The organism is Streptomyces sp. NPDC041940 (genome assembly GCF_055589465.1).
The window spans coordinates 87,358-112,806 of the sequence record NZ_JBVJBP010000026.1; the positions used below are offsets into that span (position 1 = coordinate 87,358).

Consider the following 25,449-nt stretch of genomic DNA (forward strand, 5'->3'; position numbering starts at 1 on the left):
CGACCCCGGTCTGCGCTAGAGCAGCGCGAGCTGGCCCTCCGGGCCCTCCTCGGGGCCGTCCAGTACCGAGGCCGGTCGGCGGGCCGTCGCCGGCACCGGGAGGAGGCCCGCCTCGCGGAGTCCTGTCGTCGTGATCGGGTCGGGGAGCGTCGGCTCGTCCGCCGGCTCGTCCAGGGGGCGCAGTTCGGCCAGCAGGGCGAGGACCGTGATCAGTTCGAGCAGTTCCGACGTCCAGGTCTGCGTCCAGGTCGCGGGGCGGATCGCCGCGAGGGTGCCCGGCTCGGCCTCGGTGACGCGCGCGGCGAACCACTGCTCCAGGACGCGGACCCCGCCCGCCTCGAAGTCCCAGGCTTGCGGCGGCACCGGGGAGATGCGGCCCTCGTCCAGCAGCAGGGCCTCCTCGTCCCTGTCGTAGTCCAGGGTCAGGGGCCGCGAGGGCAGCGGGGCGCGGACGTAGGGGCGGCGGCCGCCGGGGAGCTTCGGGCGTGCGCCGTCACGGCGCATCAGCCACAGCAGGCGGTGGCCCAGCTCCACGCCCCGGGCCCACGTGTCGCCGTCACCGGTGAGCGGGACGGTGAGGTCCGGGCGGGCCCTTGCCGTGATCCAGGCCAGCACGTCCAGTGGCGAGGGGGTGTCGCCCAGGCGGGCGCCCAGGTGCTCCAGCAGACCGGGGGCCAGGTTGGGTTCCCGCCCGCCCGGCCTGCGGAACAGCGGGCGGACGCGGCCGGGGCGGAGCAGCGGGAGCAGGGAGGTGACGAGGAGGGGAGGCGCGGGGGCCGCGGACGCCTCCACCACGAAGACCTGCCGTTCGTCCGCCACCCGCCACAGCTCCGGGCGGGCCGCGTCGATCAGCCGCTGGTCGGGGATCAGCCACTGTTCGTCGAAGGGTGCCCGCAGCACCCGCACCGGCTCCGGGCACGGGCCCGAGGCGCGGAGCAGCTTCTCCGTGCCGCCCGTCCGGCCGGGCAGCTGGCCCACCGCCGAGTGCAGCGTGCGCGAGCGGGTCGGCTCGAACAGGGTCTCGCGGTCGGGTCCCCCGGCCTTCACCAAGGCGTCCCAGCGGGCCTTCAGGGACGCCGCGTCGGGGGCCGCCGGCCAGCCCCGGCCGAGCCGCGGCGGTGCGACGGACCACGGCATGAGGTCCGCCAGCGGCGGAGCGTCGTCGTGCGTCACGCAGGGCATCGTACGACGCCTCCGCCGGCGCGAGGGGCGGCCATCAGGCGTCGAGGGTCACGGTGAAGGAGAACCGGTCGCCCCGGTACTGGATGACGGCCACGTCCAGCGGCCGGCCGTCGGTGCCGTATGTGATGCCCGTGTAGTGCAGGATCGGGCTGAGCAGCGGCACTTGGAGCAGCTTCGCGGTCTCGGGGTCGGCCAGCCGGGCCTCCACCGTGTCCGTGATGCGGCTGATGTCCACCCCGACGACGTCCCGCAGCACCTTGGTCATGGGCCACCGGACGAGGTCGTCCAGGTCGATCCGCGCGGCCAGTTCGGGACGGACGTAGTTCCGGGCGTGATTCGTCGGCTCGCCCGTCTTCTCGTCGCTCCGCAGCCGGTGGTACGTCGAGACCTCCCGCACCTCCCCGAAGAACTCGGCGAGTTCGCCCGGCACGGGGATCGTGCCGTGGCCGAGCAGTTCGGTCGTCATGCCGGACTGCTGGGCCACGATCGCGTCCACCGAGCCGAGCAGACGGACCGGGGAGCCCCGGCGCGCGTGCGGCTCGATGAAGGTGCCCCGCCTGCGGTGGCGGGTGATCAGCCCCTCGTCCTCCAGCTCCTTCAGTGCCTGTCGCATGGTCAGCACGCTCACGCCGTAGTGCCCGGCCAGCTGCTCCTCGGTGGGCAGGCGCAGCGGGTCCTGGGGCGAGCGGCCGAGGATCGAGGCGCGCAGCGACTGCGACACCTGGTACCAGAGCGGCAGCTTGCGGTTCAGGACGATCGAGTCCGGAGCGAAGGAGGTCACGGGCCATCCGTACCGGTCAGGGGGGTTCAGTGCAAGGGACGGAAGTGCCGCTCCAGGCCCTGCCAGACGTCGTCGTAACGCTGTTGGAGGTGTTCCGCCCGGGCCGCGTGCGGCGTGAGGGTCAGCGGCCAGCGGGTCTCGAACATGAACGCCAGTCCGTCGTCGATCTTCTGCGGCTTCAGCTCGGCGGCGCTCGCCCGGTCGAAGGTCTCCCGGTCCGGGCCGTGCGCCGACATCATGTTGTGCAGCGAACCGCCACCCGGTACGAAACCCCCCTTTCCGGCCGTCTTCGCGTCGTACGCGCCCTCGATCAGGCCCATGTACTCGCTCATCACGTTCCGGTGGAAGTACGGCGGCCGGAAGGTGTCCTCGCCCACCAGCCAGCGCGGCGCGAACACCACGAAGTCGACCCCGGCCAGGCCCGGGGTGTCCGACGGGGACGTCAGCACCGTGAAGATCGACGGGTCCGGGTGGTCGTAGGTGATGGTGCCGAGCGCGTTGAAGCGGCGCAGGTCGTAGGCGTACGGCACATGGTTGCCGTGCCAGGCGACCACATCGAGCGGGGAGTGGTCGTAGGTGGCCGTCCAGAGGTTGCCGCAGAACTTGTTCACCACCTCCACCGGGCCCTCGACGTCCTCGTACGCGGCGACCGGGGCGCGGAAGTCCCGGGGGTTGGCGAGGCCGTTCGCGCCGATCGGGCCCAGGTCGGGGAGGCGGAAGGGCGCGCCGTAGTTCTCGCACACATACCCGCGGGCGGATCCATCCAGCAGCTCCACACGGAAGCGGACCCCACGCGGGACGAGCGCGACATGGCCCGGCTCCACATGGAGCAGACCGAACTCGGTGCGCAGCAGCAGCCCGCCGCGCTCCGGGACGATCAGCAGCTCACCGTCGGCGTCGCTGAACACCCGCTCCATCGAGGCGTTGGCGGCGTAGAGGTGCACGGCGACGCCGGTGCGCTGGGCGGCGTCGCCGTTGCCGCCCAGCGTCCACAGTCCGGCCAGGAAGTCCGTCTCGGGGGCCGGGTCGGGAAGCGGGTTCCAGCGCAGCCGGTTCGGGTCGGGAACGGTCTGGGTGAAGGGAGCGGTACGGACCGAGCCGTTGTGGGTCCGGGTGAACGCCGGGTGCGCGGCCGACGGGCGGATCCGGTACAGCCAGGAGCGGCGGTTGTGGGACCGCGGCTCGGTGAAGGCCGTACCGCTCAGCTGCTCCGCGTACAGCCCGAGCGGGGCCCGCTGGGGCGAGTTGCGGCCCTCGGGCAGCGCGCCCGGCACGGCCTCGGAGCTGTGCTCGTTGCCGAAGCCGGAGAGGTAGGTCAGCCCTTCGGCGGTCTTCCGCGCTCCACCACGCTCGAACCCGCTCGCGCGGGAGGTACCCCCATCACCCATTGATCGCTGCTCCCTTGCCGTCCGAATTCCTGTGCCGTCCGATTCCTATGGAACACCGTAGGATTGCGTTTTCCCCGGCGCAAGAGGGACACGCGCCCTCCTCTTGACGGATGACCTGAACCCGACTTGAGAACGATCCGCCGGGCCGCACGCGCGTTCTACGCTCGCGGACATGTCGTGGACACGTGGACCTCGCACCCTGCTCGCGGTCTGCGTCCTGCTGGCCGGAGCCGCGGGCTGCGCCTCCGATGAGGCGGGGGAGCGGGGGAGCGGGGCCTCGCCCACGCCGGTGGGCACGCTCCTGGAGGACCGGGACCCGGAGGGGCGGCCCTACCGCCAGGTGGCCCGGCGGGACGCCCCCGACGTCGGCATCGAGGTGCAGCCGGACGCGGCCGGGGGCTGGGACGTCCGGCTGGCCGTCCGCAAGTTCCGCTTCTCGCGGGCGGGCGCGACCGAGGCGGCGGTGGCCGGGCACGGCCTCGCGCACCTCTATGTGGACGGCCGCCTCGTCGCCCGCCTCCGCAGCTCCGAGTACCGGCTGGCCGCCCACCTCGTGCCGCGCGGCACGCACCATGTCACGGCCCGCCTCTACGCCGACGACGGGACCGCCTGGGCGGTGGACGGCAGGCCCGTGGAGAGCACGGCCGACATCACCGCGTCGGAGCCCGGCCCGGGCGCGACGCCGGGTGCGAGCGCCCCGGGGGAAGCGCGGACGCATGCGACGGACACCCGGTCCCGGATCGGGGGGCGAGGTTCACCCGGCCGCGCCGGAAAGGCATCATGAAGCCCGTGCCCCACGCGACATCGCTCCGTCGTGCGCCCGTGCAGCGGCGCAGTGCCGAACGCCTGACCAGGATCCTCGACGCCTGCGCCGACCTCCTCGACGAGGTCGGCTACGACGACCTGAGCACCCGCGCCGTCGCCCAGCGGGCCGGCGTCCCCATCGGCTCCGTCTACCGCTTCTTCGGCAACAAACGCCAGATGGCCGACGCCCTGGCCCAGCGCAACCTCGAGCGGTACTCCGCCCGCGTCACCGAGCGCCTGCGGGAGACGGGCGGCGGGGACTGGCGCGTGGCCATGGACGCCGTGCTCGACGAGTACCTGGAGATGAAGCGCACCGCGCCCGGCTTCTCCCTCGTCGACTTCGGCAACCAGATCCCGGTCGGCGCCCGCCACAGCGAACCCAACCACCGCGTCGCCGACCGCCTCACCGAACTCCTCTCCGGCTACCTCGACCGCGAGCCCGACGAGGAACTGAGCCGGGTGTTCCTCATCGCCGTGGAGACCGCCGACACGCTCGTGCATCTGGCGTTCCGGGTCGCCCCGGAAGGGGACCCGAAGATCATCGAGGAGATGCGGGAGATGCTGCGGGCGTATCTGTCCCGGGTGCTCGACTGATCCGGTGCGCGGGTCGGGGCCCCTCAGAAGATCCGGTGCCGTCAGGGGCTCCCCTCCATGCATACCGGTCGGTATGCTCGGCGCGTTCGCGCGTCACCGTAGCCGCCGTCCCCGGGAGGACCCGTGTCCCGCACCGCCCTGCGTATCTGTCCCCTGTGCGAGGCCACCTGCGGCCTGACCCTCACCATCGAGGGGACGCGCGTCACCCACGCCCGGGGTGACCGCGACGACGTCTTCAGCGGGGGGTTCGTCTGCCCCAAGGGCGCCTCCTTCGGAGCCGTCGACTCCGATCCCGACCGGCTGCGCACCCCGCTGGTCCGCAGGGACGGCGAGCTGCGCGAGGCCACCTGGGAGGAGGCCTTCGACGCCGTCGCCGCCGGTATCCGCCCGGTCGTCGAGCGCCACGGCCCGAACTCCGTCGGCGTCGTCCTCGGCAATCCCAACGTGCACACCATGGCCGGCGCCCTCTACCCGACGCTGCTGCTCGCCGGACTCGGCACCCGCAGCGTCTTCACCGCCTCCACGGTCGACCAGATGCCCAAGCACGTCTCCAGCGGACTGCTCTTCGGCGACGCGAACGCCATCCCCGTGCCCGACCTCGACCACACCGACCATCTGCTCCTGATCGGCGCCAACCCGCTGGAGTCCAACGGAAGTCTGTGCACCGCCCCCGACTTCCCCGGCAAGCTCAAGGCGCTCAAGGCCCGGGGCGGCACCCTCGTCGTGATCGACCCGCGGCGCACCCGGACCGCCAAGCTCGCCGACCGGCACATCGCCGTGCGCCCCGGCACCGACGCGCTGCTGCTGGCCGCGATGGCCCAGGTGCTCTACGCCGAGGGCCTCGTCGAGCCGACCCCGCACGTCCAGGGGGTCGAGGAACTGGCCGACGCCCTGCGGGAGTTCACCCCCGAGGCCGTGGCTCCGGCCTGTGACGTCGAGGCCGGTCTCATCCGCACCCTCGCCCGTGAACTCGCCGCCGCCCCCACCGCCGCCGTGTACGGCCGGATCGGCAGCTGCACCGTCCCGCACGGCACCCTGGCCAGCTGGCTCGTCGACGTCCTGAACGTCCTCACCGGCAATCTCGACCGGCCGGGCGGCGCGCTCTTCCCGCAGGCCGCCACCGACAGGACCCCGCGCCCCGCCGGACCCGGCCGCGGCTTCGCCCTCGGGCGCTGGCTCTCCCGGGTGAGCCGGCATCCCGAAGCGAAGGGCGAGCTGCCCCTGTCGGCCCTCGCCGAGGAGATCGACACCGCCACCGAGGAGGGCGAGCCGGTCCGCGCGCTGATCGCCGTCGCCGCCAATCCCGTACTGTCCGCGCCCGACGGCGACCGGCTCGACAAGGCGCTCGACTCGCTCGACTTCATGGTCAGCGTCGACCCCTACCTCAACGAGACCTCACGCCACGCCCATGTCGTGCTGCCCCCGCCCCCGCCCTCCCAGAGCCCGCACCACGACTTCGCCTTCAACACCCTCGCCGTGCGCAACCAGGTCCGCTACACCCGCCCCGCGGTCCCGCTGGAACCCGGCCGCATGGCGGAGACGGAGATCCTGGCCCGGCTGATCCTCGCCGCGACGGGCATGCACGGGGCCGACCCCGCTGCCGTGGACGGGATGGTCATCGACCAGACCCTGGGCAAGGCGGTCACGGAACCCCACTCGCCCGTATACGGCCGCGACCCCAGCGAGGTCGCCGCACAGCTCACCGGCGACACCGGCCCCGAACGACGGCTGGACATGATGCTGCGCCTCGGCCCCTACGGCGACGGCTTCGGCGTACGGCCCGACGGGCTCTGCCTGGAGAAGCTGCTCGCGCATCCGCACGGCATCGACCTCGGCCCGCTGCGGTCCCGGCTCCCGCAGCCGCTGAAGACCCGCAGCGGCCTGGTGGAGCTGCTGCCGGGGCCGATCGCGCAGGACCTGCCCCGTCTGCGCGCGGCCCTGGCCGAACGCCCCGAGGGGCTCGTCCTGGTCGGCCGCCGTCATCTGCGCTCCAACAACAGCTGGATGCACAACGTGCCCGCCCTCACCGGCGGCTCCAACCGCTGCACCCTGCACATCCATCCCGAGGACGCCGAGCGGCTGGGCGTGGCGGACGGGGCGCCGGTACGGGTGAAGGGCGCCGGGGGAGAGGTGACCGCACCCGCCGAGGTCACGGACACCGTCCGCAGGGGTGTGGTGAGCCTCCCGCACGGCTGGGGCCACGACCGGCCCGGCACCCGGCTCGGGCACGCCTCGGCCGACCCCGGCGTCAACGTCAACCAGCTTCTCGACGGTCGTCTGCTCGACCCGCTGTCGGGCAACGCGGTCCTCAACGGAGTGCCCGTCGAATGCGCCCCGGCGGCCGAAAAGCTCATGCCTCTGACCTGAGCAAAGCTGTGACCAGCAGTTCTGCGCTTATTGCTCGCACGTCAACGTCTTGTTAACGCTGCTTGACGGGCCCTAACGTCTCGGGAACCGCCGGCCCTGGTGGAATGTTCAAGGGCGAACGTTAGGTACCCACTCATGCTGACCATCCTCGGCTTCGCCATGATCGCGACCTTCCTGGTCCTGATCATGATGAAGAAGATGTCGCCGATCGCGGCGCTCGTGCTGATTCCCGCTCTCTTCTGCGTGTTCGTCGGCAAGGGCGCCCACCTCGGCGACTACGTCCTCGACGGCGTGACCGACCTCGCCCCCACCGCGGCGATGCTCATGTTCGCGATCGTCTACTTCGGTGTGATGATCGACGTCGGTCTCTTCGACCCGATCGTCCGCGGGATCCTCAAATTCTGTAAAGCGGACCCGATGCGGATCGTCGTGGGCACCGCCCTGCTCGCGGCGATCGTCTCGCTCGACGGCGACGGGTCCACCACCTTCATGATCACCGTCTCGGCGATGTACCCGCTGTACAAGCGCCTGAAGATGAGCCTGGTCGTGATGACCGGTGTCGCCGCCATGGCCAACGGCGTGATGAACACCCTTCCCTGGGGCGGCCCGACCGCCCGCGCCGCGACCGCGCTCAAGCTCGACGCCAGCGAGATCTTCGTCCCGATGATCCCGGCGCTCCTGGTGGGTCTGCTCTTCGTCTTCGGCCTCTCCTACGTGCTCGGTGTGCGTGAGCGCCGGCGGCTGGGGATGCTGACGCTGGACGAGGTGCTGGAGGAGGAGAAGGAGAGCGAGACGGTCCTCGTCGGGGCCGGCGGCTCGGGCGACGGCAAGGTCGACATGCGCAAGGGCGGCGGCACGGGTGCCGGCGCGGGCGCGGGCGCGGGTTCCGGCGGTGGCGTCGACGCCGAGGACGACTCCGAGGACGACGGCTTCCAGGGTCTCGACCCCGACCGGGCCACCCTGCGCCCCAAGCTCTACTGGTTCAACGCGCTGCTCACGGTCGCGCTGCTCACCGCCATGATCATGGAGTTGCTGCCGATCCCGGTGCTGTTCCTGCTCGGTGCCGCGCTGGCCCTCACCGTGAACTTCCCGCACATCCCCGACCAGAAGGCCCGCCTGGCCGCCCACGCCGACAACGTCCTGAACGTCTCCGGCATGGTCTTCGCCGCCGCCGTCTTCACCGGCGTCCTCCAGGGCACCGGCATGGTCGACAACATGGCCAAGTGGATGGTGGACGTCATCCCGGCGGGCATGGGCCCGCACATGGCCATCGTCACCGGTGTGCTGAGCCTGCCGCTGACCTACTTCATGTCGAACGACGGCTTCTACTTCGGTGTCCTGCCCGTCCTTGCCGAGGCTGGTGCCGCGCACGGCGTCTCCCCGGTGGAAATGGCCCGCGCCTCGCTGGTCGGCCAGCCGCTGCACATGTCGAGCCCGCTCGTCCCGGCCGTCTACGTCCTGGTCGGCATGGCCAAGGTGGAGTTCGGCGACCACACCAAGTTCGTCGTGAAGTGGGCCGCCCTCACCTGCCTGGTCATCCTCGGCGCGGGCATCCTGTTCGGGATCATCTGACCTTGTCCGATCTCCGTTGGAGTACCTCGTGAGGCCCGGTGGGAACCGTGGCTGGCTGCTCCGCCTCGTCATCGCCTTCAGCTTCGCGCAGGCGGCGGTGTCGATGGCCCGGCCCGCCGTCTCCTACCGGGCCCTCGCGCTGGGCGCGGACGAACGCGCCGTCGGTGTGATCGCCGGTGTGTACGCGCTGCTGCCGCTGTTCGCCGCCGTCCCCCTGGGCCGCCGTACCGACCACGGCCGCTGCGCGCCCCTGCTGCCCTTCGGCGTGGTCCTCATCTCCGGCGGCTGCGCCCTCAGCGGTGTCGCCGACTCCCTGGTGACGATGGCCCTGTGGAGCGGGGTGATGGGCCTCGGCCACCTCTGCTTCGTCATCGGCTCCCAGTCCCTGGTCGCCCGCCAGTCCGCGCCGCACGAACAGGACCGCAACTTCGGCCACTTCACCATCGGCGCCGCGCTCGGCCAGCTGGTCGGGCCCATCGCGGCGGGCGCGCTGATCGGCGGCGAGGACATGGCGGGCACCAGCGCGCTGGCCCTGGTCGTGGCGGGCGCGGTGGCCGCGGTGGCGTTCACCTCGCTGTGGCGCATCGAGCACCGCCGTACGGCGGCCACGTCCCGCGCGGACAAGGGCGACCGCGTCCCGGTCCGGAGCATCCTGCGCACCCGGGGCGTGCCCGCCGGCATCCTGATCAGCCTCGCCGTGCTGTCCGCGACCGACATCCTCACCGCGTACCTCCCGGTGGTCGGCGAGCACCGGGGCATCGCGCCGGCCGTGATCGGCGTCCTGCTCAGCCTGCGCGCGGCGGCGACCATCGCCTGCCGTCTGGTGCTGACGCCCCTGCTGCGGCTGGTCGGCCGGACCATGCTGCTCACCGTGACGTGTCTGCTGGCGGCCCTGCTGTGCGCGGGCATCGCCCTGCCGGTGCCGGTGTGGGCGCTCGGGCTGCTGCTCGTCCTGCTCGGCTTCTGCCTGGGCGTCGGGCAGCCGCTGTCCATGACGACGGTCGTCCAGGCCGCACCCGACGAGGCCCGTTCCACGGCTCTGGCCCTGCGGCTGACCGGCAACCGGCTCGGCCAGGTCGCCGCGCCCGCCGCGGCGGGGCTGATCGCCGGGGTCGCGGGGGTGGCGGCGCCGTTCGTGATGCTGGGGGTGCTGTTGCTGCTGTCGTCGGGGGTCGCGGTGCGGTCGCCGCGGGAGCCGGAGGAGCCGGAGGAGCCGAAGGAGCCGGAGGCAGCGGAGGAACCGGAGGAACCGGAGGAGGCAGGCGGAGAGGATCCCGAACCCCGCCGGAACGGGATGCCGTTGGGCCGGAAGAGCGACATCTGACGCGTCGTGGGCGCTGCTCCGGCGTTTCCGGGTGACATGTGGCAGATAGTCAGGTGACGAGGTGTTTGTATGAAAATCATCTGACTTGGAGGCATGTTCATGCCCGTCGTACCCCTCGCACGCCGTGCCGGCACCCGCACCGCCGTCCTCGCCGCTCTCACCCTCGCCGGGACCACCCTGAGCGGGGTGCCCGCTGTCGCCGCTCCGGGGGACAACGGGGACGTCAAGATCCACGCCACCGAGACGGCAGCCGGTGATCGGCGCAACGATCCGAAGGTCTGCGACTTCTACCTCGCCGCGTTCGACTTCGAGGCCGGCGAGACGGTCAACTGGACCATCCAGGCGCTGCCCGAGGTGCCGGCCAAGAGCGGCTCGGTCACCCTCGACGCGGCCGGCGCGGGCCGCAGTCCGCTCATCGACCTGCCCAACGGACAGTACAAGCTGACGTGGCTCACCGACCGGGCCCACGGCGCGGGCAAGTTCAAGGTGTTCCAGGTCTCCTGCCCGGACTCCAAGGCCACCATCACCCCGAACGGCGGTGCGCCGGCGGGCGGTGGTGGCATCGCCCGTGCCGAGGCCTTCACACCGGTCGCCGGCGCCGCCGCCGTCGGCCTGGCCGCCGTCGCCGGAGCGGTCTGGTTCCGCCTCCGCCGCCGCCCTGATGGCGCGGCGTAGGACACCTTCCGCGTATCGCGCCGCTCCTGTGGGGCGGCGCGAGCCCGGGGCGGGGTCTGTGGCTGAGTCGGGGGTTCGGCGCGGGGCTGGTTCTCGTTCTGACGGTGCTCCGGTGAGGCGGCGTGGGGCCGGGGCGGGCGATGGTGCGGGCTCGGCGGGGCGGCGGCGTGGGGCTGGAGCGGGGCCGGCTGAGCCGAGGGTTCGACGGTCCGGTTCCGGTTCCGGTTCCAGTTCCGGTGCTGGTCCGGTGCGGCGGCGTGAGGCTGGGTCGGGGGCTGCGGCCTCCTCGGTGTCTCGGCGTGGGGCCGGGCCTGGAACCGTTGCCGCTCCGGGGGCCCGGCGTGGGGCCGGTTCCGGATCCGTCGCCACCTCCGCCCGGCGTGGGACCGGCACTGGTGCCGCCCCCGGGCCCGTGGGCCGGCGAAGGGGTGGGGCGGGGGCCGGTGGGGCCGGAGGCCGGGGTGGGGCCCGAGGCGGCCCCCCGGGATGGCCCCGGCGGCCTCGTAGGCCCTGGTACCGGACGCGTGCCTATCGGCTGACCCGGACGATCGCCGTGGCCTTCTCGTTGCTGTTGCTCGGTGTCTGCTGGGACCCGGGCGACGCGCCCGGCCGAACGGTCACGGCTCTCCCGACCGGCTCCGCCGGAGCCGCCGCGGCCGCCCTGCCGGGCGACTTCGGTACCGCCCCGGTCACTCCCTCGGACGACGCGGGCACCACCACTGCCCGCCCCAAGCGCTCCGCCGCGCCCTCTGCCCTCCCGGGCGACTCCTCCGCCTCCCCGTCCGCCCGGCCCGGCCTCTCCCGAGCCCCCGGCACGCCGCAGCCATCCGCATCCGCATCCCCATCCGCATCCCCATCCGCGTCCCGTACCGAAAGCCGACCCGCACTGCCCCAGAGCCCCTCACCCGGCACCCCCGAGCCGACCCGCACCCGACCCTCGACCCCCAGCCCCCTACCCCCCTCCCGAGCCACCCGCCTCCTCATCCCCTACCTCCGCGTCGACGCCCCGATCATGCCCCTGGGCCTCGACCGCGAACGCCGTCTCACCGCGCCCCCGGAGGACAGACCGAAACTGGTCGGCTGGTACCAGCACGGCGCCTCGCCCGGCGAGCAGGGCACCGCCGTCGCCGTAGGCCATCTCGACACGGACCGAGGTCCCGCCGTCTTCGCGGGGCTGACGGAGCTGGAGCGCGGCCGGGTCGTCAAGGCCCGCCGCGCCGACGGGCGGATCGCCGTCTACACGGTCGACGCCATCAAGTCGTACGACAAGGCGCGATTCCCGAGCCAGGAGGTGTACGGCTCCCGGGGCCGCCCCGAGTTGCGCCTGATCACCTGCGGCGGTGCGTACGACCGCAGGAAGGGCTACTCCGGGAACGTCGTGGTCTTCGCCCATCTCACCGCCGTCCGCTGACGCCCTGGCCGAATCGGGCCGTCCGCCTTCTCATCAGCTGGACCGGAGCCCCCGATCCCGCCCGGTGTCTTCCCCCGGCCGCACACATTCCGTTAACTTCCGTGACCCACAGCCCCGTTCGACCCGTACGGGGCTTCCGGCCCGCGGAGCACCAGCGCCCTGTAGACCCCTCGGGGGCACGCATGACACGCGCCATCTCCCTGCACGACGTGAGCAAGGCCTACCCGCGCGGCGCCCGCGTGGTGGACCGGCTGTCGCTGGACATCACCCCGGGCGAGTTCCTCGTGCTGCTCGGCCCGTCCGGCTGCGGCAAGTCGACCGTGCTCAGGATGATCGCCGGGCTGGAGGAGATCGACGAGGGCGAGCTGCTGCTCGACGGCGAGTACGCCAACGACCTGCCGCCGTCCGGCCGGGACATGGCGATGGTCTTCCAGAACTTCGCCCTCTACCCGAACATGACCGGCCGGGCCAACATCGGCTTCCCGCTGCGCATCGAGGACCCCGGCACGGACCCCCGCCCCCGCGTGGACGCCACCGCCCGCATGCTGGGCATCGAGGACCTCCTCGACCGCCTGCCCGCTCAGCTCTCCGGTGGCGAACGCCAGCGGGTCGCCATGGGCCGGGCCATCGCCCGCCACCCCTCCGCCTTTCTGATGGACGAGCCGCTGTCCAACCTCGACGCCAAGCTCCGCACCCATCTGCGCGCCGAGATAGCCCAGCTCACCGGGGAGCTGGGCGTCACCACGGTCTACGTCACCCACGACCAGGCCGAGGCCATGTCGCTCGGCGACCGGGTCGCCGTGCTGCGCGGCGGTGTGCTCCAGCAGGCCGGCAGCCCGCGCGCGGTGTACGCGCTGCCCAGCAACGTCTTCGTCGCCGCGTTCATCGGAACCCCGCGCATCAACCTGCTGCGCGGCCTGGTGCGCGCCCCGCTGGACGGCGCGATGACCATCAGCCTGGGCAAGCAGTTCCTGCGCCTGCCCGAACCGCTCTCCCTGGACCACCAGTTGCTGCGGGTCCAGCAGGGCCGCGAGGTCATCGTGGGCCTGCGCTCGGAAGCCGTGAGGATCGCCAAGCACTCCTCGGCCCGTCCCGGCGAGGTGCCGATGACCGGCCTGGTCGAGCACGTGGAGTTCCAGGGGCACGAGATCCTCGTCCACTTCAACACCGGCTCCAGCCCCGCCGTCGTCCCCGACCTGGAGGCCCCGCGTCCTCGCCCCGGCCGCCCTGCCCGGCGGCGCCGCCGCGAGGGTTCGGTGCTCACCCGGCTGCGGGAGCGGTCCGGAGCCGGGCGGGCCGGACCCGTGGTCGCCCTGGACCACCCCGAGGCCGCCGCCCCCGCCCCCGCCGAACCCCGCCTGCCCGGGGACCTCATCGTCCGCACCACCCCGGACCTGGCCCTCCGCCACGGCATGCAGGTGCCGCTCCTCGTCGACCTCGCCCACCTGTTCGTCTTCGACCAGAACGGCGACCGCATCTGTCCGCACCCGGCGCGCCTGCCCGACCTGGAAAGGTGAGCAGCCGCACACCCATGACCGGGCACCCACGACCGGGACGTCTGGCGCCCGAAAACTATCGTCGCTAGTTTATGTGCCGGACGACGACGCCCCGCCCCGGAGGAAGCGCGATGAAGGCACACGACGGCATGTACATCGGGGGCGCCTGGCGCCCGGCCGCCGGCCAGGATGTGATCGAGGTCGTGAACCCGGTCGACGAGCAGGTCATCGCCACGGTCCCGGCGGGCACCGCCGAGGACGTCGACACCGCCGTACGGGCCGCCCGCGCCGCCCTCGCGGACTGGGCCGCGACCCCGCCCGCCGAGCGCGCGGCCCGCCTGGCCGCCCTCCGGGACGTGCTCGTGGCCCGCGCCGAGGAGATCGCCGAGACGGTCACGGCCGAACTCGGCTCGCCGCTGAAGTTCTCGCAGGCCGTCCACGCGGGCGTGCCGATCGCGGTCGCGGGCTCCTACGCGGAGCTGGCGGCGACGTACGCCTTCGAGGAGAAGACCGGCAACTCGGTGGTGCACCACGAGCCGGTCGGTGTCGTGGCCGCGATCACGCCCTGGAACTACCCCCTGCACCAGATCGTCGCCAAGGTCGCCCCGGCCCTCGCGGCGGGCTGCACGGTCGTCGTGAAGCCCGCCGAGGACACCCCGCTGGTCGCCCGCCTCTTCGCCGAAGCGGTGCACGAGGCCGGGATCCCGGCGGGCGTCTTCAACCTGGTCACCGGCCTCGGCCCGGTCGCCGGCCAGGCCCTCGCCGAACACCCCGGCGTCGACCTGGTCTCCTTCACCGGCTCCACCGCCGTCGGCCGGCACATCGCCGCGATCGCCGCCGGGCAGGTCAAGAAGGTCGCCCTCGAACTCGGCGGCAAGTCCGCCAACGTCATCCTCCCCACCGCCGACCTGGCCAAGGCGGTCAACGTCGGGGTCGCCAACGTCATGTCCAACTCCGGGCAGACCTGCAGCGCCTGGACGCGCATGCTCGTCCACCGCGACCAGTACGACGAGGCGGTGGGACTCGCCACCGAGGCCGCCGCCAAGTACGGCGACCGCATCGGCCCGGTCGTCAACGCCAAGCAGCGGGCACGGGTGCGCGGCTACATCGAGAAGGGCGTGGCGGAAGGCGCCCGCCTGGTCGCGGGCGGCCCCGAATCCCCACGCGAGAAGGGGTACTTCGTCAGCCCGACCGTCTTCGCCGACGTCACCCCGGACATGACCGTCGCCCAGGAGGAGATCTTCGGCCCGGTCCTGTCGATCCTCCGCTACGAGGACGAGGAGGACGCCCTGCGCATCGCCAACGGCACGGTCTACGGCCTGGCCGGCGCCGTCTGGGCCGGTGACGAGTCCGAGGCGGTGGCCTTCGCGCGCCGGATGGAGACCGGCCAGGTCGACATCAACGGCGGCCGGTTCAACCCCCTCGCGCCCTTCGGCGGTTACAAGCAGTCGGGCGTGGGCCGCGAGCTCGGCGTGCACGGCCTGGCCGAGTACCTCCAGACCAAGTCCCTCCAGTTCTAGAACCAGGGGAGTCCCTTCCGTCATGGCTGTCCGCGCCGCCGTTCTGCCCGCCGTCGGCTCCCCGCTGGAGATCACCGGCATCGACCTGCCGGACCCCGGACCCGGACAGGTTCGTGTCCGGCTCGCCGCCGCCGGGGTCTGCCACTCCGACCTGTCCCTGTCCGACGGGACCATGCGCGTCCCCGTCCCCGCCGTCCTCGGCCACGAGGGCGCCGGCACCGTCGTCGCCGTCGGCGAGGGCGTCGGTCACATCGCGCCCGGAGACGGGGTCGTCCTCAACTGGGCCCCGTCCTGCGGCGCCTGCCACGCCTGCTCGCTCGGCGAGGTCTGGCTGTGCGCCAACGCCCTGAAGGGCGCCGGCGACGTCTATGCCCGCACCACCGGGGGCACCGACCTCCACCCCGGCCTGAACGTCGCCGCGTTCGCCGAGGAGACGGTCGTGTCCGCCGCCTGCGTCCTGCCCGTGCCCGAGGGCGTCCCGCTCACCGACGCCGCCCTCCTCGGCTGCGCCGTCCTCACCGGCTACGGCGCCGTCCACCACTCGGCGCGGGTGCGGCCGGGCGAGACGGTCGCGGTGTTCGGTGTCGGGGGAGTGGGCCTCGCCGCCCTCCAGGCGGCGCGGATCGCGGGCGCCTCGAAGATCGTCGCGGTCGACGTGTCCGCCGAGAAGGAGGAACTGGCCCGGGCGGCCGGCGCCACCGACTACGTCATCGCCTCCGAGAACACCGCGCGCGAGATCCGCGCCCTCACCGCCAAACAGGGCGTCGACGTCGCAGTGGAGTGCGCCGGCCGCGCGGTCTCCATCCGCACGGCCTGGGACTCCACCCGGCGCGGCGGCCGCACCACGGTCGTCGGCATCGGCGGGAAGGACCAGCAGGTCACATTCAACGCCCTGGAGATCTTCCACTGGGGCCGCACCCTCTCCGGCTGCGTCTACGGCAACTCCGACCCGGCCGAGGACCTCCCGGTGCTCGCCGAACACGTCCGGGCGGGCCGCCTCGACCTGAGCGCGCTGGTGACGGAGCGGATCTCCCTGGAGGGCATCCCGGCCGCGTTCGAGAACATGCTCGCGGGCAAGGGCGGCCGGGCCCTGGTCGTCTTCTAGCCCGGCGCTCCCGCCACCCCGGCCTCCGCGCGAGGCCGGGGCCTCAGGCATGCCCGCCCGCGCGGTCGGTGCCAAGTACAGGTAAAAGTCCTGGTGCGCGACCCGTTGACGTACATACCGTCCGGTCAGTACGTTCCCGGAACCCGAGCCACCCCCCGTTCCGTCCCCGCACCCACCGGAGCGTGCACCGCATGGACACGGCACCTTCCGCTCAGCCCGCCACCACCACCCCGGCCGCCGGCAACCGCCGCCGGGTAGCCACCGCGGCAGCGCTCGCCTCCGCCGTCGAGTGGTACGACTACTTCGTCTTCGGCATCGCCGCCGCGCTCGTCCTCGGCGATCTCTACTTCCCCGCGGGCAGCCCCACCGCCGGCGTCCTGGCCTCGTTCGCCACCTTCGCCGTCGGCTTCCTCGCCCGCCCCATCGGCGGCATCGTCGCCGGCCACCTCGGCGACAAGCGCGGACGCAAGCCGATGCTGGTCCTCGCCCTCACGCTGATGGGCGTGGCCACCACCGGCATCGGCCTGCTGCCGACGTACGACACGATCGGCGTCGCGGCCCCGATCCTGCTGGTCCTGCTGCGCGTCGCCCAAGGCGTCGCCGTCGGCGCCCAGTGGGGCGGGGCGATGCTCCTGGCCACCGAGTACGCCCCGGAGGGCAAGCGCGGTGTCTACGGCAGCGTCGTCCAGCTCGGCGTCCCCATCGGCGTGGTGACCGCCAACACGGTCTTCCTGGCCGCGGGCGCCCTCACCACCGACTCGGCGTTCGCCGCCTGGGGATGGCGCGTGCCGTTCCTGGTCGGCCTGCTGGTCCTCGGACTCGCCTGGTACATCCACACCAAGGTCGAGGAGACCCCCGCGTTCCGGGAGGCCGAACGCGCCCTCGCGGAGAAGGAGAAGACCGAGCAGAGCTCGCCGCTGCGTACGATCCTGCGCGGTCACCTCGGCACGGTGCTCCTCGCCGGCGGTTCCTTCGCCGTCAACACCGCGACCTTCTACATCCTGATCACCGGCGTCCTCGACTACACGACCCGCGAGCTGGACATGAAGAAGAGCGCGGTGCTGACCGTCTCGCTCTGCGTCAGCCTCACCCAGCTCGTGCTGATCCCGGCCGCCGCCGCGCTCTCCGACCGCGTCGGCCGCATCCGGATCTACGCCCTCGGCGCGGTCGGCATCGCGCTGTGGGCCGTGCCGCTCTTCCTGCTGATCGACACCGGCTCGCTGCTGTGGCTCGCGGTCGGCACGTTCGTCGCCAGCTGTTTCCTGAGCATCATGTACGGCCCCCAGGCCGCCCTGTTCGCCGAGCTGTTCACGCCCGAGATGCGCTACACCGGCGCCTCCCTCGGCTACCAGATCGCGGCCGTCGCCGGCGGCGGGCTCGCGCCCTTCGTCATGGTGCTGCTGCTGGAGGCGACGGGCACGTCAATGGCCGTCTCCGGCTACATCATCGTGCTCTCGGTGATCTCACTGGTCTCGATCAAGGTCCTCGCGGACCGGGCGCGTGCGGCGGAACCGGCGGCCGAGCCGGCCGCCGAGCCGGCGGCGGAGGCCGAGTCAGCGGCGGAGGCCGAGTCAGCGGGCTGAGTCCGCGGCCTCCCCGGGCCGGGGCTCCGGAGCCGCTCCCGGAGCCCCGCCCCGAGCCGTCGCCCGCGACCGGGACCGGGACACCGCGACACCCGCCAGGCACAGCACACCGCCGACCAGGGTGAGCAGCCCCGGCACCTCGCCGAGGAACAGCCAGGACATCAGGACGACCAGCGCGGGCGCCGCGTACGTCGTCGCGCCCATCCGGCTCGCGGTCGTCCGGGACAGGGCGTACGCCCACGTCGTGAAGGCGAGTGCGGTCGGGAAGATGCCCAGGTACACCATGTTCAGCGTCGCGGAGGCCGGCGCGTCGGCGGCCTCCTGGACGAGCCGCCCGGCGAACGGCAGACACAGCACCGCGCCGACCAGGCACCCGAACGTCGTCACCTGCAAGGGACTCGCCGAGCCCAGCGCCGGCTTCTGCGCCACGACACCACCGGCGTACGCGACCGCCGCCAGCAGGCACAGCACCACCCCGAGCACCGAGGACCCACCCTCGCCCGACATCGAGAGACCCACCGTCACCGCACCCGCGAACGACACCGCCATCCCCGCCAGCAGCCGCGGCGGCATCGGGTCCCCGAGCAGCCGGGCACCGAGCAGCGCGATCAGGATCGGCCCGGTGTTCACGACCAGGGCGGCCGTGCCCGCGTCGACCTGCTGCTCGCCCCAGTTGAGGGCGACCATGTAGAAGCCGAACCACAGCAGCCCCGATATCGCGATCCCGCGCCAGGCCGTGCGTGGCGGCAGTCCCTCGCGCCGCAGCAGGCAGATCACCCCGAGCGTCAGCGTCCCGGCCAGCAGCCGCCCGAGTGCCAGCGCGCCCGGCGAGTACGCGTCCCCCGCACTGCGGATCGAGACGAAGGCGGACGCCCACAACACGACGGTGACCGCGGCCGCACCGGCGGCCAGCAGTTCGGCCCGGCGATCGGGGCGGGACGGGGAGGTGTTCATCATGCTCCAGAGGCTAGGGGCGCGTCCGGAACGGACGCTCGCGGATTTCGGACGAGGTGCTGGGGCGGGAGGGAGCGGCGGTGCGGGCCGGGGGCCGAGGGCGGGCTCGGGTGGTTCGGTGGCCGGGGGCGTGTGGCCATGCCGGGCCTGGCCAAGGCGCTGCGCCTCGTCGAGTGAGCGGTGGGCGGGAGCGCCTTCGGCCGGTGCGCCCCCGCCGAAGGCGCCACGCCCCGACCAGGGCGTCGCGTCCGGTGCGGTGCGCCGGCTGCGCCGTGCCATGCCACCCAGGCACCCACCAAGGCGCTGCACCTCGGGCGTTGCGATGGACGCGTGCGTCGCCGGGCCCGGCCCGGCCAGGGCTCAGCGCAGCGCCGCCGCCTCCACGCCCAGCAGCTCGAAGAGGGCCCGTTCACCGGCCGCCGTCGCCTTCACAGCACGCTCGGAGCCGATGCGCACGCACCAGCCCGTGTCGAGGGCGTGCCGGCACAGGGCCGCGCCCGCGACGCCCGCGAGATGCGGTCGGCGTTCGGTCCAGTCGAGACAGGCCCGGGCCAACGGCCGCCGGCCCCGCCGTTCGAGGCCGATACCGGCCGACGCGAACCACGCCACGCCCGTGTCGGTGAGCGCGAACCCGGTGTCCTGTTCCAGCAGCCCGCGTGCCGTGAGCGCGTCGGTGACGGCGATGCCGAGCCGCCCGGCGAGATGGTCGTAGCAGGTGCGCCCCCGGGCCATCGCCGACCCGGCGCTCGACTCCCGCAGGCTCCGCGGCCGTACGGCCGTGCCCGGCGCGACCTGCGCGGCGAGGTCCTCCAGCAACTGCGCGACCCGCGCGTCGGCCAGCCGGACGTACCGGTGCCGGCCCTGCCGCTCCTCGGTGAGCAGCCCGCCCGCGACGAGCCTGCTCAGATGCTCGCTCAGGGTCGACGCGGCGACACCCGCGTGCCGCGCCAGCTCACTCGCGGTCCAGGCCCGCCCGTCCAGCAGCGCCAGCAGACACGCGGCCCGGGTCTCGTCCGCGAACAGCCCGGCGAGCCGTGCCAGGCCCGTGGCCCGCGGATCCCTCGTCGTCATGGCCCCAGCATGGAACACGGACCGTTCGGCCGCCGCCGAAGTGTGCCTACGCGGTCCGCCGCACCTGCTCGTACTGCCGTGCCAGCCCGTCGAGCAGAGCCGTCAGTCCTGTCTCGAAGGCCCGCTCGTCGATCTTCTCCTGCTGCTCGGCGAGGAGATGGGCCTGCTGGAGATGGGGGTAGTCGGCGGGGTCGTAGGCGCTCGCGTCGTCCACGAAGCCCCCGGCGAAGGAGCCGAGCGCGGAGCCCATCACGAAGTACCGCATCAGCGCGCCGATGGACGTGGCCTGCGCCGGCGGCCAGCCCGCTGCGACCATCGCGCCGTAGACGGCGTCCGCGAGACGCAGCCCCGCCGGGCGGCGGCCGGGGCCGCGGGCCAGCACCGGGACGATGTTCGGGTGGTCGCGCAGCGCGGCCCGGTAGGAGACGGCCCAGTCGTGCAGCGCGGTCCGCCAGTCGCGGCCGTCCTCGAACATCGTCAGGTCCACCTGGCCGCTCACCGAGTCGGCGACCGCCTCCAGGATCTCGTCCTTGGTGCGGAAGTGGTTGTAGAGCGAGGGCCCGCTGACCCCGAGTTCGGCGGCCAGCCGACGAGTGGAGACGGCCGCCAGGCCCTCGGCGTCCACGAGCGCGCGGGCCGTCTCGACGATCCGGTCGGTGGAGAGCAAGGGCTTGCGCGGTCGGGCCATGGCGCACATAGTAGGGCTGCGCCTGGAAACTAGCACTGCTAATTTAAAGGTGCGGCTTTCAACGACGTACGGCTTCCCTGGGGTGACGTGTGGTGAACCTGGAACTCGGCGAGGAACAGACCGCGGTCCGGCAGCTCGCGCGGGACTTCGTGGAGCGTGAGATCACCCCGAACGTCATCGCCTGGGACCGCGCCGAGGAAGTCGACCGCGGACTCGTCAAGAAGCTCGGCGAGGTCGGCTTCCTGGGCCTGACGGTCGACGAGGAGTACGGCGGCTCCGGTGGCGACCACCTCGCGTACTGCCTGGTCACGGAGGAGCTGGGCCGGGGCGACTCGTCCGTGCGCGGCATCGTCTCCGTCTCGCTGGGGCTCGTCGCCAAGACCGTCGCCGTCTGGGGGAGCGAGGCGCAGAAGCGGCAGTGGCTGCCCGGGCTCACGTCCGGCGAGGCGGTCGGCTGCTTCGGCCTGACCGAGCCGGGCACGGGTTCGGACGCGGGCAACCTCGCGACCCGGGCCGTACGGGACGGAGACGACTACGTCATCAGCGGCACCAAGATGTTCATCACCAACGGCACCTGGGCCGATGTCGTCCTGCTCTTCGCCCGCTCCACGGACGCCCCGGGCCACAAGGGCGTCTCCGCCTTCCTGGTCCCCACCGACACTCCCGGCCTGACGCGCCGCACGATCCACGGGAAGCTGGGGCTGCGCGGCCAGGCCACGGCCGAACTGGTGCTGGAAGGCGTACGCGTGCCCGCCTCGGCGCTGCTGGGGGAGGAGGGCAAGGGCTTCTCCATCGCCATGTCCGCCCTCGCCAAGGGCCGGATGTCGGTCGCCGCGGGCTGTGTCGGCATAGCCCAGGCCGCGCTGGACGCGGCGGTGCGCTACGCGGGCGAGCGCGAGCAGTTCGGGAAGCCCATCGCTCAGCACCAGCTCGTCCAGGAGCTGATCAGCGACATCGCCGTGGACGTCGACGCCGCCCGGCTGCTGACGTGGCGGGTCGCCGATCTGATCGACCGGGGGCAGCCGTTCGCCGTCGAGTCGTCCAAGGCCAAGCTGTTCGCCTCGGAGGCGGCCGTCCGGGCCGCGAACAACGCGCTCCAGGTCTTCGGCGGCTACGGCTACATCGACGAGTACCCGGCGGGCAAGCTGCTGCGGGACGCCCGTGTCATGACCCTCTACGAGGGCACCAGCCAGATCCAGAAGCTGGTCATCGGGCGCGCCCTGACGGGGGTTTCGGCATTCTGAGTACCTTCTGAGTACGCTGGCGGATGTGGCACGGGCCACTTCGGCCGAAGCTTGTCCCCATGAGTGACACACCGGGCAAGCAGAACACCGCCGCCTTCTACGGCCAGGCCGTCGCCTCGTTCGCCGTGGCCATGGCAGCCACCGCCATCGGTATCTACCAGCTGAGCGCCGACGCCTGGGTCCGGGGCTTCCTCGCCATCGCCGTCCTGTACCTGGTCACCTCCGCCTTCACCCTGGCCAAGGTGATGCGGGACCGGCAGGACGGGGCGGCGGCAACCGCGCCCGCGTACGCCCCCTTCGAGAAGCACTGAGCGGCCGCACTAAGCGACCGCTCACCTTCGGCGGTATGGTGGTGCACCTGCCAGTGGAGAGGGGCACGTGATGGGTACGGCGGAGGAGACGGCCGGCGGCGAGGCGCAGGCGTGGGGCGAGGTCACGCCCGACGCGGCGCGACGGCTGCTGATCGCCGCGGTGGAGGCCTTCGCCGAGCGCGGGTACCACGCCACGACGACCCGTGACATCGCGGGTCGCGCCGGAATGAGCCCGGCCGCGCTCTACATCCACTACAAGACCAAGGAAGAGCTGCTGCACCGCATCAGCAGGATCGGGCACGCGAAGGCCCTGGAGATCCTGCGGACCGCGGCCCGGCGCGAGGGCAGCGCCCGCGAGCGCCTGGCCGACGCGGTCAGCTCCTTCGTCCGCTGGCACGCCGGCGGGCGCACCACCGCCCGGGTCGTCCAGTACGAGCTGGACTCGCTCGGGCCGGACGCCCGGGCCGAGATCCTCGCGCTGCGCCGCCAGTGCGACGACGAGGTGCACGCGGTCATCGAGGACGGCGTGGCGTCGGGCGAGTTCGACGTACTCGACGTCAAGGGGACCACCCTCGCGGTGCTCTCCCTCTGCATCGATGTGGCCCGCTGGTTCAACGTCGACGGGCCGTGGACGCCGGACGAGGTCGGCGCGCTGTACGCCGACCTCGTGCTGCGGATGGTCGGAGCCGGGGAAACGGCGCCGGCTCAGAAGTAGTAGCGCGCCACGGACTCGGCGACGCAGACGGGCTTGTCGCCGCCCTCGCGTTCCAGGGTGAAGGCGACCGTGACCTGGACACCGCCGGTCACGTCCTCGACGCCGGTGATCGTGGCGGTCGCGCGCAGCCGGGAACCGACCGGCACGGGCGCGGGGAAACGCACCTTGTTCGTTCCGTAGTTGACACCCATCTTCACGCCCTCGACAGCGATCAGCTGCGGCCCGAAGAGGGGGAGCAGCGACAGGGTCAGATAGCCGTGCGCGATGGTCGTGCCGAAGGGGCCCGCGGCGGCCTTCTCGGGGTCGACGTGGATCCACTGGTGGTCACCGGTGGCCTCCGCGAAGAGGTCGACCCGCTTCTGGTCGATGTCGAGCCAGTCGGTGTACCCCAACTGCTCGCCCACCGCCGACTTCAGGTCGTCGACGGACGTGAAGATCCTCGGCTCTGCCATGTCCCGGCCTCTCGCATGTCAGGGAAGCTGTTTCTCTAAGCGACTGCTTAGCATGGTCGGCCGCGGGGGGTCGTGTCAACGGACTGGGTAGGGTTCGATGGGTGCCCCAGATTCCAGAGCAGATCCATGAGCTCACGGTCGGCCAGCTCGCGGCGCGGAGCGGCGCGGCCGTCTCCGCGCTGCACTTCTACGAGGCCAAGGGCCTGATCGGCAGTCGCCGGACCTCGGGCAACCAGCGCCGCTACGCACGTGACACGCTCCGCCGGGTCGCCTTCATCAGGGCCGCGCAACGGGTCGGCATCCCACTGGCGACGATCCGCGAGGCGCTGGCGGAACTCCCCGAGGAGCGGACGCCGACGAAGGAGGACTGGGCGCACCTCTCGGAGGCCTGGCGCTCCGAACTGGACGAACGGATCGCGCAGCTGAACCGCCTGCGCGACCACCTCACCGACTGCATCGGCTGCGGCTGCCTCTCCCTCGAAGGCTGCGTCCTCTCCAACCCGGACGACGCCTTCGGCGAACGCCGCACGGGCTCCCGCCTGATGGTCGACAAGGGGCGGGGGTAACGCGCCCCAGCGGCACCCCGCTCCGCCGGGCCGCGCACCCACCCGGCCCCGGCATCAACGCCGAGTGCCCGCCGCCTGACCACGCGCGTACTCACCCGACCCCGCCACCACCAACTCCGCATTGGACCGGGCCGACCTCCCGTCCGGCAGGACCAGGACATCCTCGAGCCCGACTCGCGTAGCCACCCCCAGTCGCCCTGCGAGCCGCAGCACCGGCCACGCACCCCCGTCCTCCCCGTGCAGCAGCACAGGACGGCCATGCGCGGATCCGATGTCGGACAACAACGCCCGTGCGGAAGCCACCGCGCTCGACGCACCCGTGTCCGTCACCTCCGCCAGCACCCGCAACACCCTCGGCCCCAGAGAAGACGCGGCGAACCGCTCCGCCCCGTCCGTCCCCGACCAGATACCGGCCTCCACCTCCACCCCGAGATCGAGAAGCGCGGCAGCCACCTCTTCCGCCCCCGGCTCATGCCAGTTGACCGAGGCGTGGTCGGGCAGCACGGTCCACCCCCGGACGCGCTCCAGCCTGGCGGCAGGGTCCGGCTCCGCCCACGCCCCCGTCGTCACCCCGACCGGCACCGACACCCGCGCCCGCATCGCCTCCAGCGTCACCGCGAGCACCCGCGGCGACAACGTGTCCCGCCCGCACGGCGTCTTGGGATGGACATGGACATCCGTGGCCCCGGCCGCGACGGCCTCCGCCGCCGACTCGGCCATCGCCTCGGGAGACAGCGGCACCGCCGCACCGTCGGCGGCTGTCCGCGCTCCGTTCAGACACACCTGCACCATGTCCCGATGGTCTCAGCCACCACCGACAGTGGGGGTGCGGCATCCCCGGCGCACCCCCCGCGCACCCGCGTTCGTCAAGCCGACATCAACAGTGGCCTCGCCCGCCTGGCGAACGCCAGGGACTCGGGCGTGAGCACGGGACGCGGTACCAGGATTCCGCAGTCCGTGCAGACCGGACCCGCCGATGGTTCGTGGTCCAGGTCGTACTTCCAGGCGAGTTGTTCCCCGCCGCACACCGGGCACGCCGAGCCCGGTTCGCGCTCCAGCGCGGCGATCAGCCGGCGCAGCACCTCGGCCAGCGGTTCACGGGGATGGACCGCCGGATCGTCGCACCACGCCACGCCGAAACCGCCCCAGGTCAGCCGGTGCCAGTCGTCCACGCTGCCCGGCCGGCGCAGTCCGTCGTGCTTCTCCTTCTTGCGGCGCTCGGCGAACTCGACCTCGTAGGCCAGCCAGACCGCCCGCGCCTCCTCCAGCTCGTCCAGTGCGGCCACGAGCCGCACTGGATCGGGGGACCGGTCCTCGGGACCGAACCCTGCCCGGGAGCACAAATGGTCCCAGGTCGCCCTGTGCCCGTAAGGGGCGAACCTCTCAAGGCACTTGCGCAGCGAATAGCGCCGCAATGCCAGATCGCACCGCGGATCGCGGACCTGTCTCGCCAGACTCCGGAAACCGGCCATCGTCCTGCACCTCCGTCACACCTGCACCTGTAATCCGGTCACTTCGGCGTCGTCGTACGGACGTCGCCGAATAGACGTATCGACAAGCGAATCGGCTCCATCCGATTTCAAATGCCCTCCATAAGCCGTCCTAAGAGGCTCGCGAGTCGACTCCCGTGGTCCGTGTGCCTGTTG

Annotated in this window: 24 protein-coding genes; 15 read left to right on the forward strand and 9 right to left on the reverse strand. The window is 72.6% G+C overall.

The genetic code is table 11. The features are described 5' to 3' along the window. Nucleotides 1-15 precede the first annotated feature (15 nt). Genes ACZ6I3_RS33645 through hmgA form a run of 3 tightly spaced genes read right to left on the reverse strand, consistent with a single transcriptional unit; the run spans nt 16 to nt 3,351 of the window. Entirely contained in the window at nt 16-1,182 is a 1,167-nt protein-coding gene (locus ACZ6I3_RS33645) for a type ISP restriction/modification enzyme (RefSeq protein ID WP_469419842.1), read from the reverse strand. Between the two features lie 34 nt (nt 1,183-1,216). Beyond that, complete coding sequence (locus ACZ6I3_RS33650; RefSeq protein ID WP_469419843.1) at nt 1,217-1,963, reverse strand: GntR family transcriptional regulator; 747 nt, start codon at nt 1,961-1,963, stop codon at nt 1,217-1,219. A gap of 26 nt (nt 1,964-1,989) precedes the next feature. Beyond that, the gene (hmgA, locus tag ACZ6I3_RS33655) at nt 1,990-3,351 is read right to left on the reverse strand and encodes a homogentisate 1,2-dioxygenase (RefSeq protein WP_469419845.1); all 1,362 of its coding nucleotides are present in this window, start codon (nt 3,349-3,351) and stop codon (nt 1,990-1,992) included. A 172-nt stretch (nt 3,352-3,523) separates the two neighbouring features. On the opposite strand from hmgA, the gene ACZ6I3_RS33660 reads away from it, so the two are divergent. From ACZ6I3_RS33660 to ACZ6I3_RS33710, 11 genes are all read left to right on the forward strand, one after another. Beyond that, the gene (locus tag ACZ6I3_RS33660; protein WP_469419847.1) at nt 3,524-4,135 is read left to right on the forward strand and encodes a hypothetical protein; all 612 of its coding nucleotides are present in this window, start codon (nt 3,524-3,526) and stop codon (nt 4,133-4,135) included. Further along, nucleotides 4,132-4,749 (forward strand): TetR/AcrR family transcriptional regulator, encoded by a 618-nt coding sequence (locus ACZ6I3_RS33665; RefSeq protein WP_468197238.1) that lies wholly within the window; start codon nt 4,132-4,134, stop codon nt 4,747-4,749. Before ACZ6I3_RS33660 ends, ACZ6I3_RS33665 begins: the two co-directional genes overlap by 4 nt. Before the next feature lie 123 nt (nt 4,750-4,872). After that, nucleotides 4,873-7,116: a molybdopterin oxidoreductase family protein gene (locus ACZ6I3_RS33670; RefSeq protein WP_469419848.1), complete on the forward strand. Its 2,244-nt coding sequence runs from the start codon at nt 4,873-4,875 to the stop codon at nt 7,114-7,116. Between the two features lie 135 nt (nt 7,117-7,251). Beyond that, entirely contained in the window at nt 7,252-8,688 is a 1,437-nt protein-coding gene (locus ACZ6I3_RS33675; RefSeq protein ID WP_469419849.1) for a CitMHS family transporter, read from the forward strand. Nucleotides 8,689-8,716: 28 nt separating this feature from the next. Next, nucleotides 8,717-10,012 (forward strand): MFS transporter, encoded by a 1,296-nt coding sequence (locus tag ACZ6I3_RS33680; protein WP_469419851.1) that lies wholly within the window; start codon nt 8,717-8,719, stop codon nt 10,010-10,012. 93 nt (nt 10,013-10,105) lie between these two features. Then, on the forward strand, nt 10,106-10,687 hold the full coding sequence (locus ACZ6I3_RS33685; RefSeq protein WP_469419853.1) for a hypothetical protein: 582 nt from the start codon (nt 10,106-10,108) through the stop codon (nt 10,685-10,687). Continuing rightward, on the forward strand, nt 10,674-12,098 hold the full coding sequence (locus tag ACZ6I3_RS33690) for a class F sortase (RefSeq protein ID WP_469419854.1): 1,425 nt from the start codon (nt 10,674-10,676) through the stop codon (nt 12,096-12,098). The genes ACZ6I3_RS33685 and ACZ6I3_RS33690 overlap by 14 nt, the downstream gene beginning before the upstream one ends. A 182-nt stretch (nt 12,099-12,280) precedes the next feature. Next, a complete protein-coding gene (locus tag ACZ6I3_RS33695; RefSeq protein WP_469419855.1) occupies nt 12,281-13,615 on the forward strand; it encodes an ABC transporter ATP-binding protein in 1,335 nt (444 codons plus the stop codon). Between the two features lie 110 nt (nt 13,616-13,725). Then, complete coding sequence (locus ACZ6I3_RS33700; protein ID WP_469419857.1) at nt 13,726-15,114, forward strand: aldehyde dehydrogenase family protein; 1,389 nt, start codon at nt 13,726-13,728, stop codon at nt 15,112-15,114. Between the two features lie 22 nt (nt 15,115-15,136). Beyond that, nucleotides 15,137-16,219, forward strand: coding sequence for a Zn-dependent alcohol dehydrogenase (locus ACZ6I3_RS33705; protein WP_469419858.1), 1,083 nt, complete (start codon nt 15,137-15,139; stop codon nt 16,217-16,219). Nucleotides 16,220-16,410: 191 nt separating this feature from the next. Then, entirely contained in the window at nt 16,411-17,802 is a 1,392-nt protein-coding gene (locus ACZ6I3_RS33710) for an MFS transporter (RefSeq protein ID WP_469419859.1), read from the forward strand. On the opposite strand, the gene ACZ6I3_RS33715 is transcribed toward ACZ6I3_RS33710, so the two are convergent. The 3 genes from ACZ6I3_RS33715 to ACZ6I3_RS33725 all read right to left on the reverse strand — a co-directional run bounded on the left by ACZ6I3_RS33715 (nt 17,791) and on the right by ACZ6I3_RS33725 (nt 20,515). After that, a complete protein-coding gene (locus ACZ6I3_RS33715) occupies nt 17,791-18,756 on the reverse strand; it encodes a DMT family transporter (protein WP_469419917.1) in 966 nt (321 codons plus the stop codon). The two genes, ACZ6I3_RS33710 and ACZ6I3_RS33715, sit on opposite strands and share 12 nt — an antisense overlap. A gap of 360 nt (nt 18,757-19,116) precedes the next feature. Further along, the gene (locus ACZ6I3_RS33720) at nt 19,117-19,827 is read right to left on the reverse strand and encodes an ArsR/SmtB family transcription factor (RefSeq protein WP_469419860.1); all 711 of its coding nucleotides are present in this window, start codon (nt 19,825-19,827) and stop codon (nt 19,117-19,119) included. A 46-nt stretch (nt 19,828-19,873) separates the two neighbouring features. Then, entirely contained in the window at nt 19,874-20,515 is a 642-nt protein-coding gene (locus ACZ6I3_RS33725) for a TetR/AcrR family transcriptional regulator (RefSeq protein ID WP_261683994.1), read from the reverse strand. A gap of 92 nt (nt 20,516-20,607) precedes the next feature. On the opposite strand from ACZ6I3_RS33725, the gene ACZ6I3_RS33730 reads away from it, so the two are divergent. The 3 genes from ACZ6I3_RS33730 (at nt 20,608) to ACZ6I3_RS33740 (ending at nt 22,785) form a co-directional block, all read left to right on the forward strand. Beyond that, nucleotides 20,608-21,759 carry an acyl-CoA dehydrogenase family protein gene (locus ACZ6I3_RS33730; protein WP_469419862.1) on the forward strand — a complete coding sequence of 384 codons (1,152 nt, stop codon included), beginning with the start codon at nt 20,608-20,610 and terminating at the stop codon, nt 21,757-21,759. A gap of 59 nt (nt 21,760-21,818) precedes the next feature. Then, nucleotides 21,819-22,070: a YiaA/YiaB family inner membrane protein gene (locus ACZ6I3_RS33735; protein WP_469419863.1), complete on the forward strand. Its 252-nt coding sequence runs from the start codon at nt 21,819-21,821 to the stop codon at nt 22,068-22,070. A gap of 70 nt (nt 22,071-22,140) precedes the next feature. Then, the gene (locus ACZ6I3_RS33740) at nt 22,141-22,785 is read left to right on the forward strand and encodes a TetR family transcriptional regulator (RefSeq protein ID WP_469419864.1); all 645 of its coding nucleotides are present in this window, start codon (nt 22,141-22,143) and stop codon (nt 22,783-22,785) included. Here ACZ6I3_RS33740 and ACZ6I3_RS33745 read toward each other — a convergent pair. Then, nucleotides 22,776-23,237, reverse strand: a complete 462-nt coding sequence (locus ACZ6I3_RS33745; RefSeq protein WP_215122445.1) for a MaoC family dehydratase — start codon at nt 23,235-23,237, stop codon at nt 22,776-22,778. The genes ACZ6I3_RS33740 and ACZ6I3_RS33745 overlap by 10 nt on opposite strands. 101 nt (nt 23,238-23,338) lie before the next feature. Here ACZ6I3_RS33745 and soxR point away from each other — a divergent pair, with 101 nt between their 5' ends. Beyond that, nucleotides 23,339-23,803: a redox-sensitive transcriptional activator SoxR gene (soxR, locus tag ACZ6I3_RS33750; protein WP_469419866.1), complete on the forward strand. Its 465-nt coding sequence runs from the start codon at nt 23,339-23,341 to the stop codon at nt 23,801-23,803. A gap of 54 nt (nt 23,804-23,857) precedes the next feature. Here soxR and ACZ6I3_RS33755 read toward each other — a convergent pair whose 3' ends face one another. Together ACZ6I3_RS33755 and ACZ6I3_RS33760 are read right to left on the reverse strand one after the other, a co-directional pair. After that, complete coding sequence (locus ACZ6I3_RS33755; RefSeq protein ID WP_469419868.1) at nt 23,858-24,595, reverse strand: 3-keto-5-aminohexanoate cleavage protein; 738 nt, start codon at nt 24,593-24,595, stop codon at nt 23,858-23,860. Between the two features lie 74 nt (nt 24,596-24,669). Continuing rightward, nucleotides 24,670-25,275, reverse strand: coding sequence for a hypothetical protein (locus ACZ6I3_RS33760; RefSeq protein ID WP_469419869.1), 606 nt, complete (start codon nt 25,273-25,275; stop codon nt 24,670-24,672). Nucleotides 25,276-25,449: the final 174 nt, after the last annotated feature.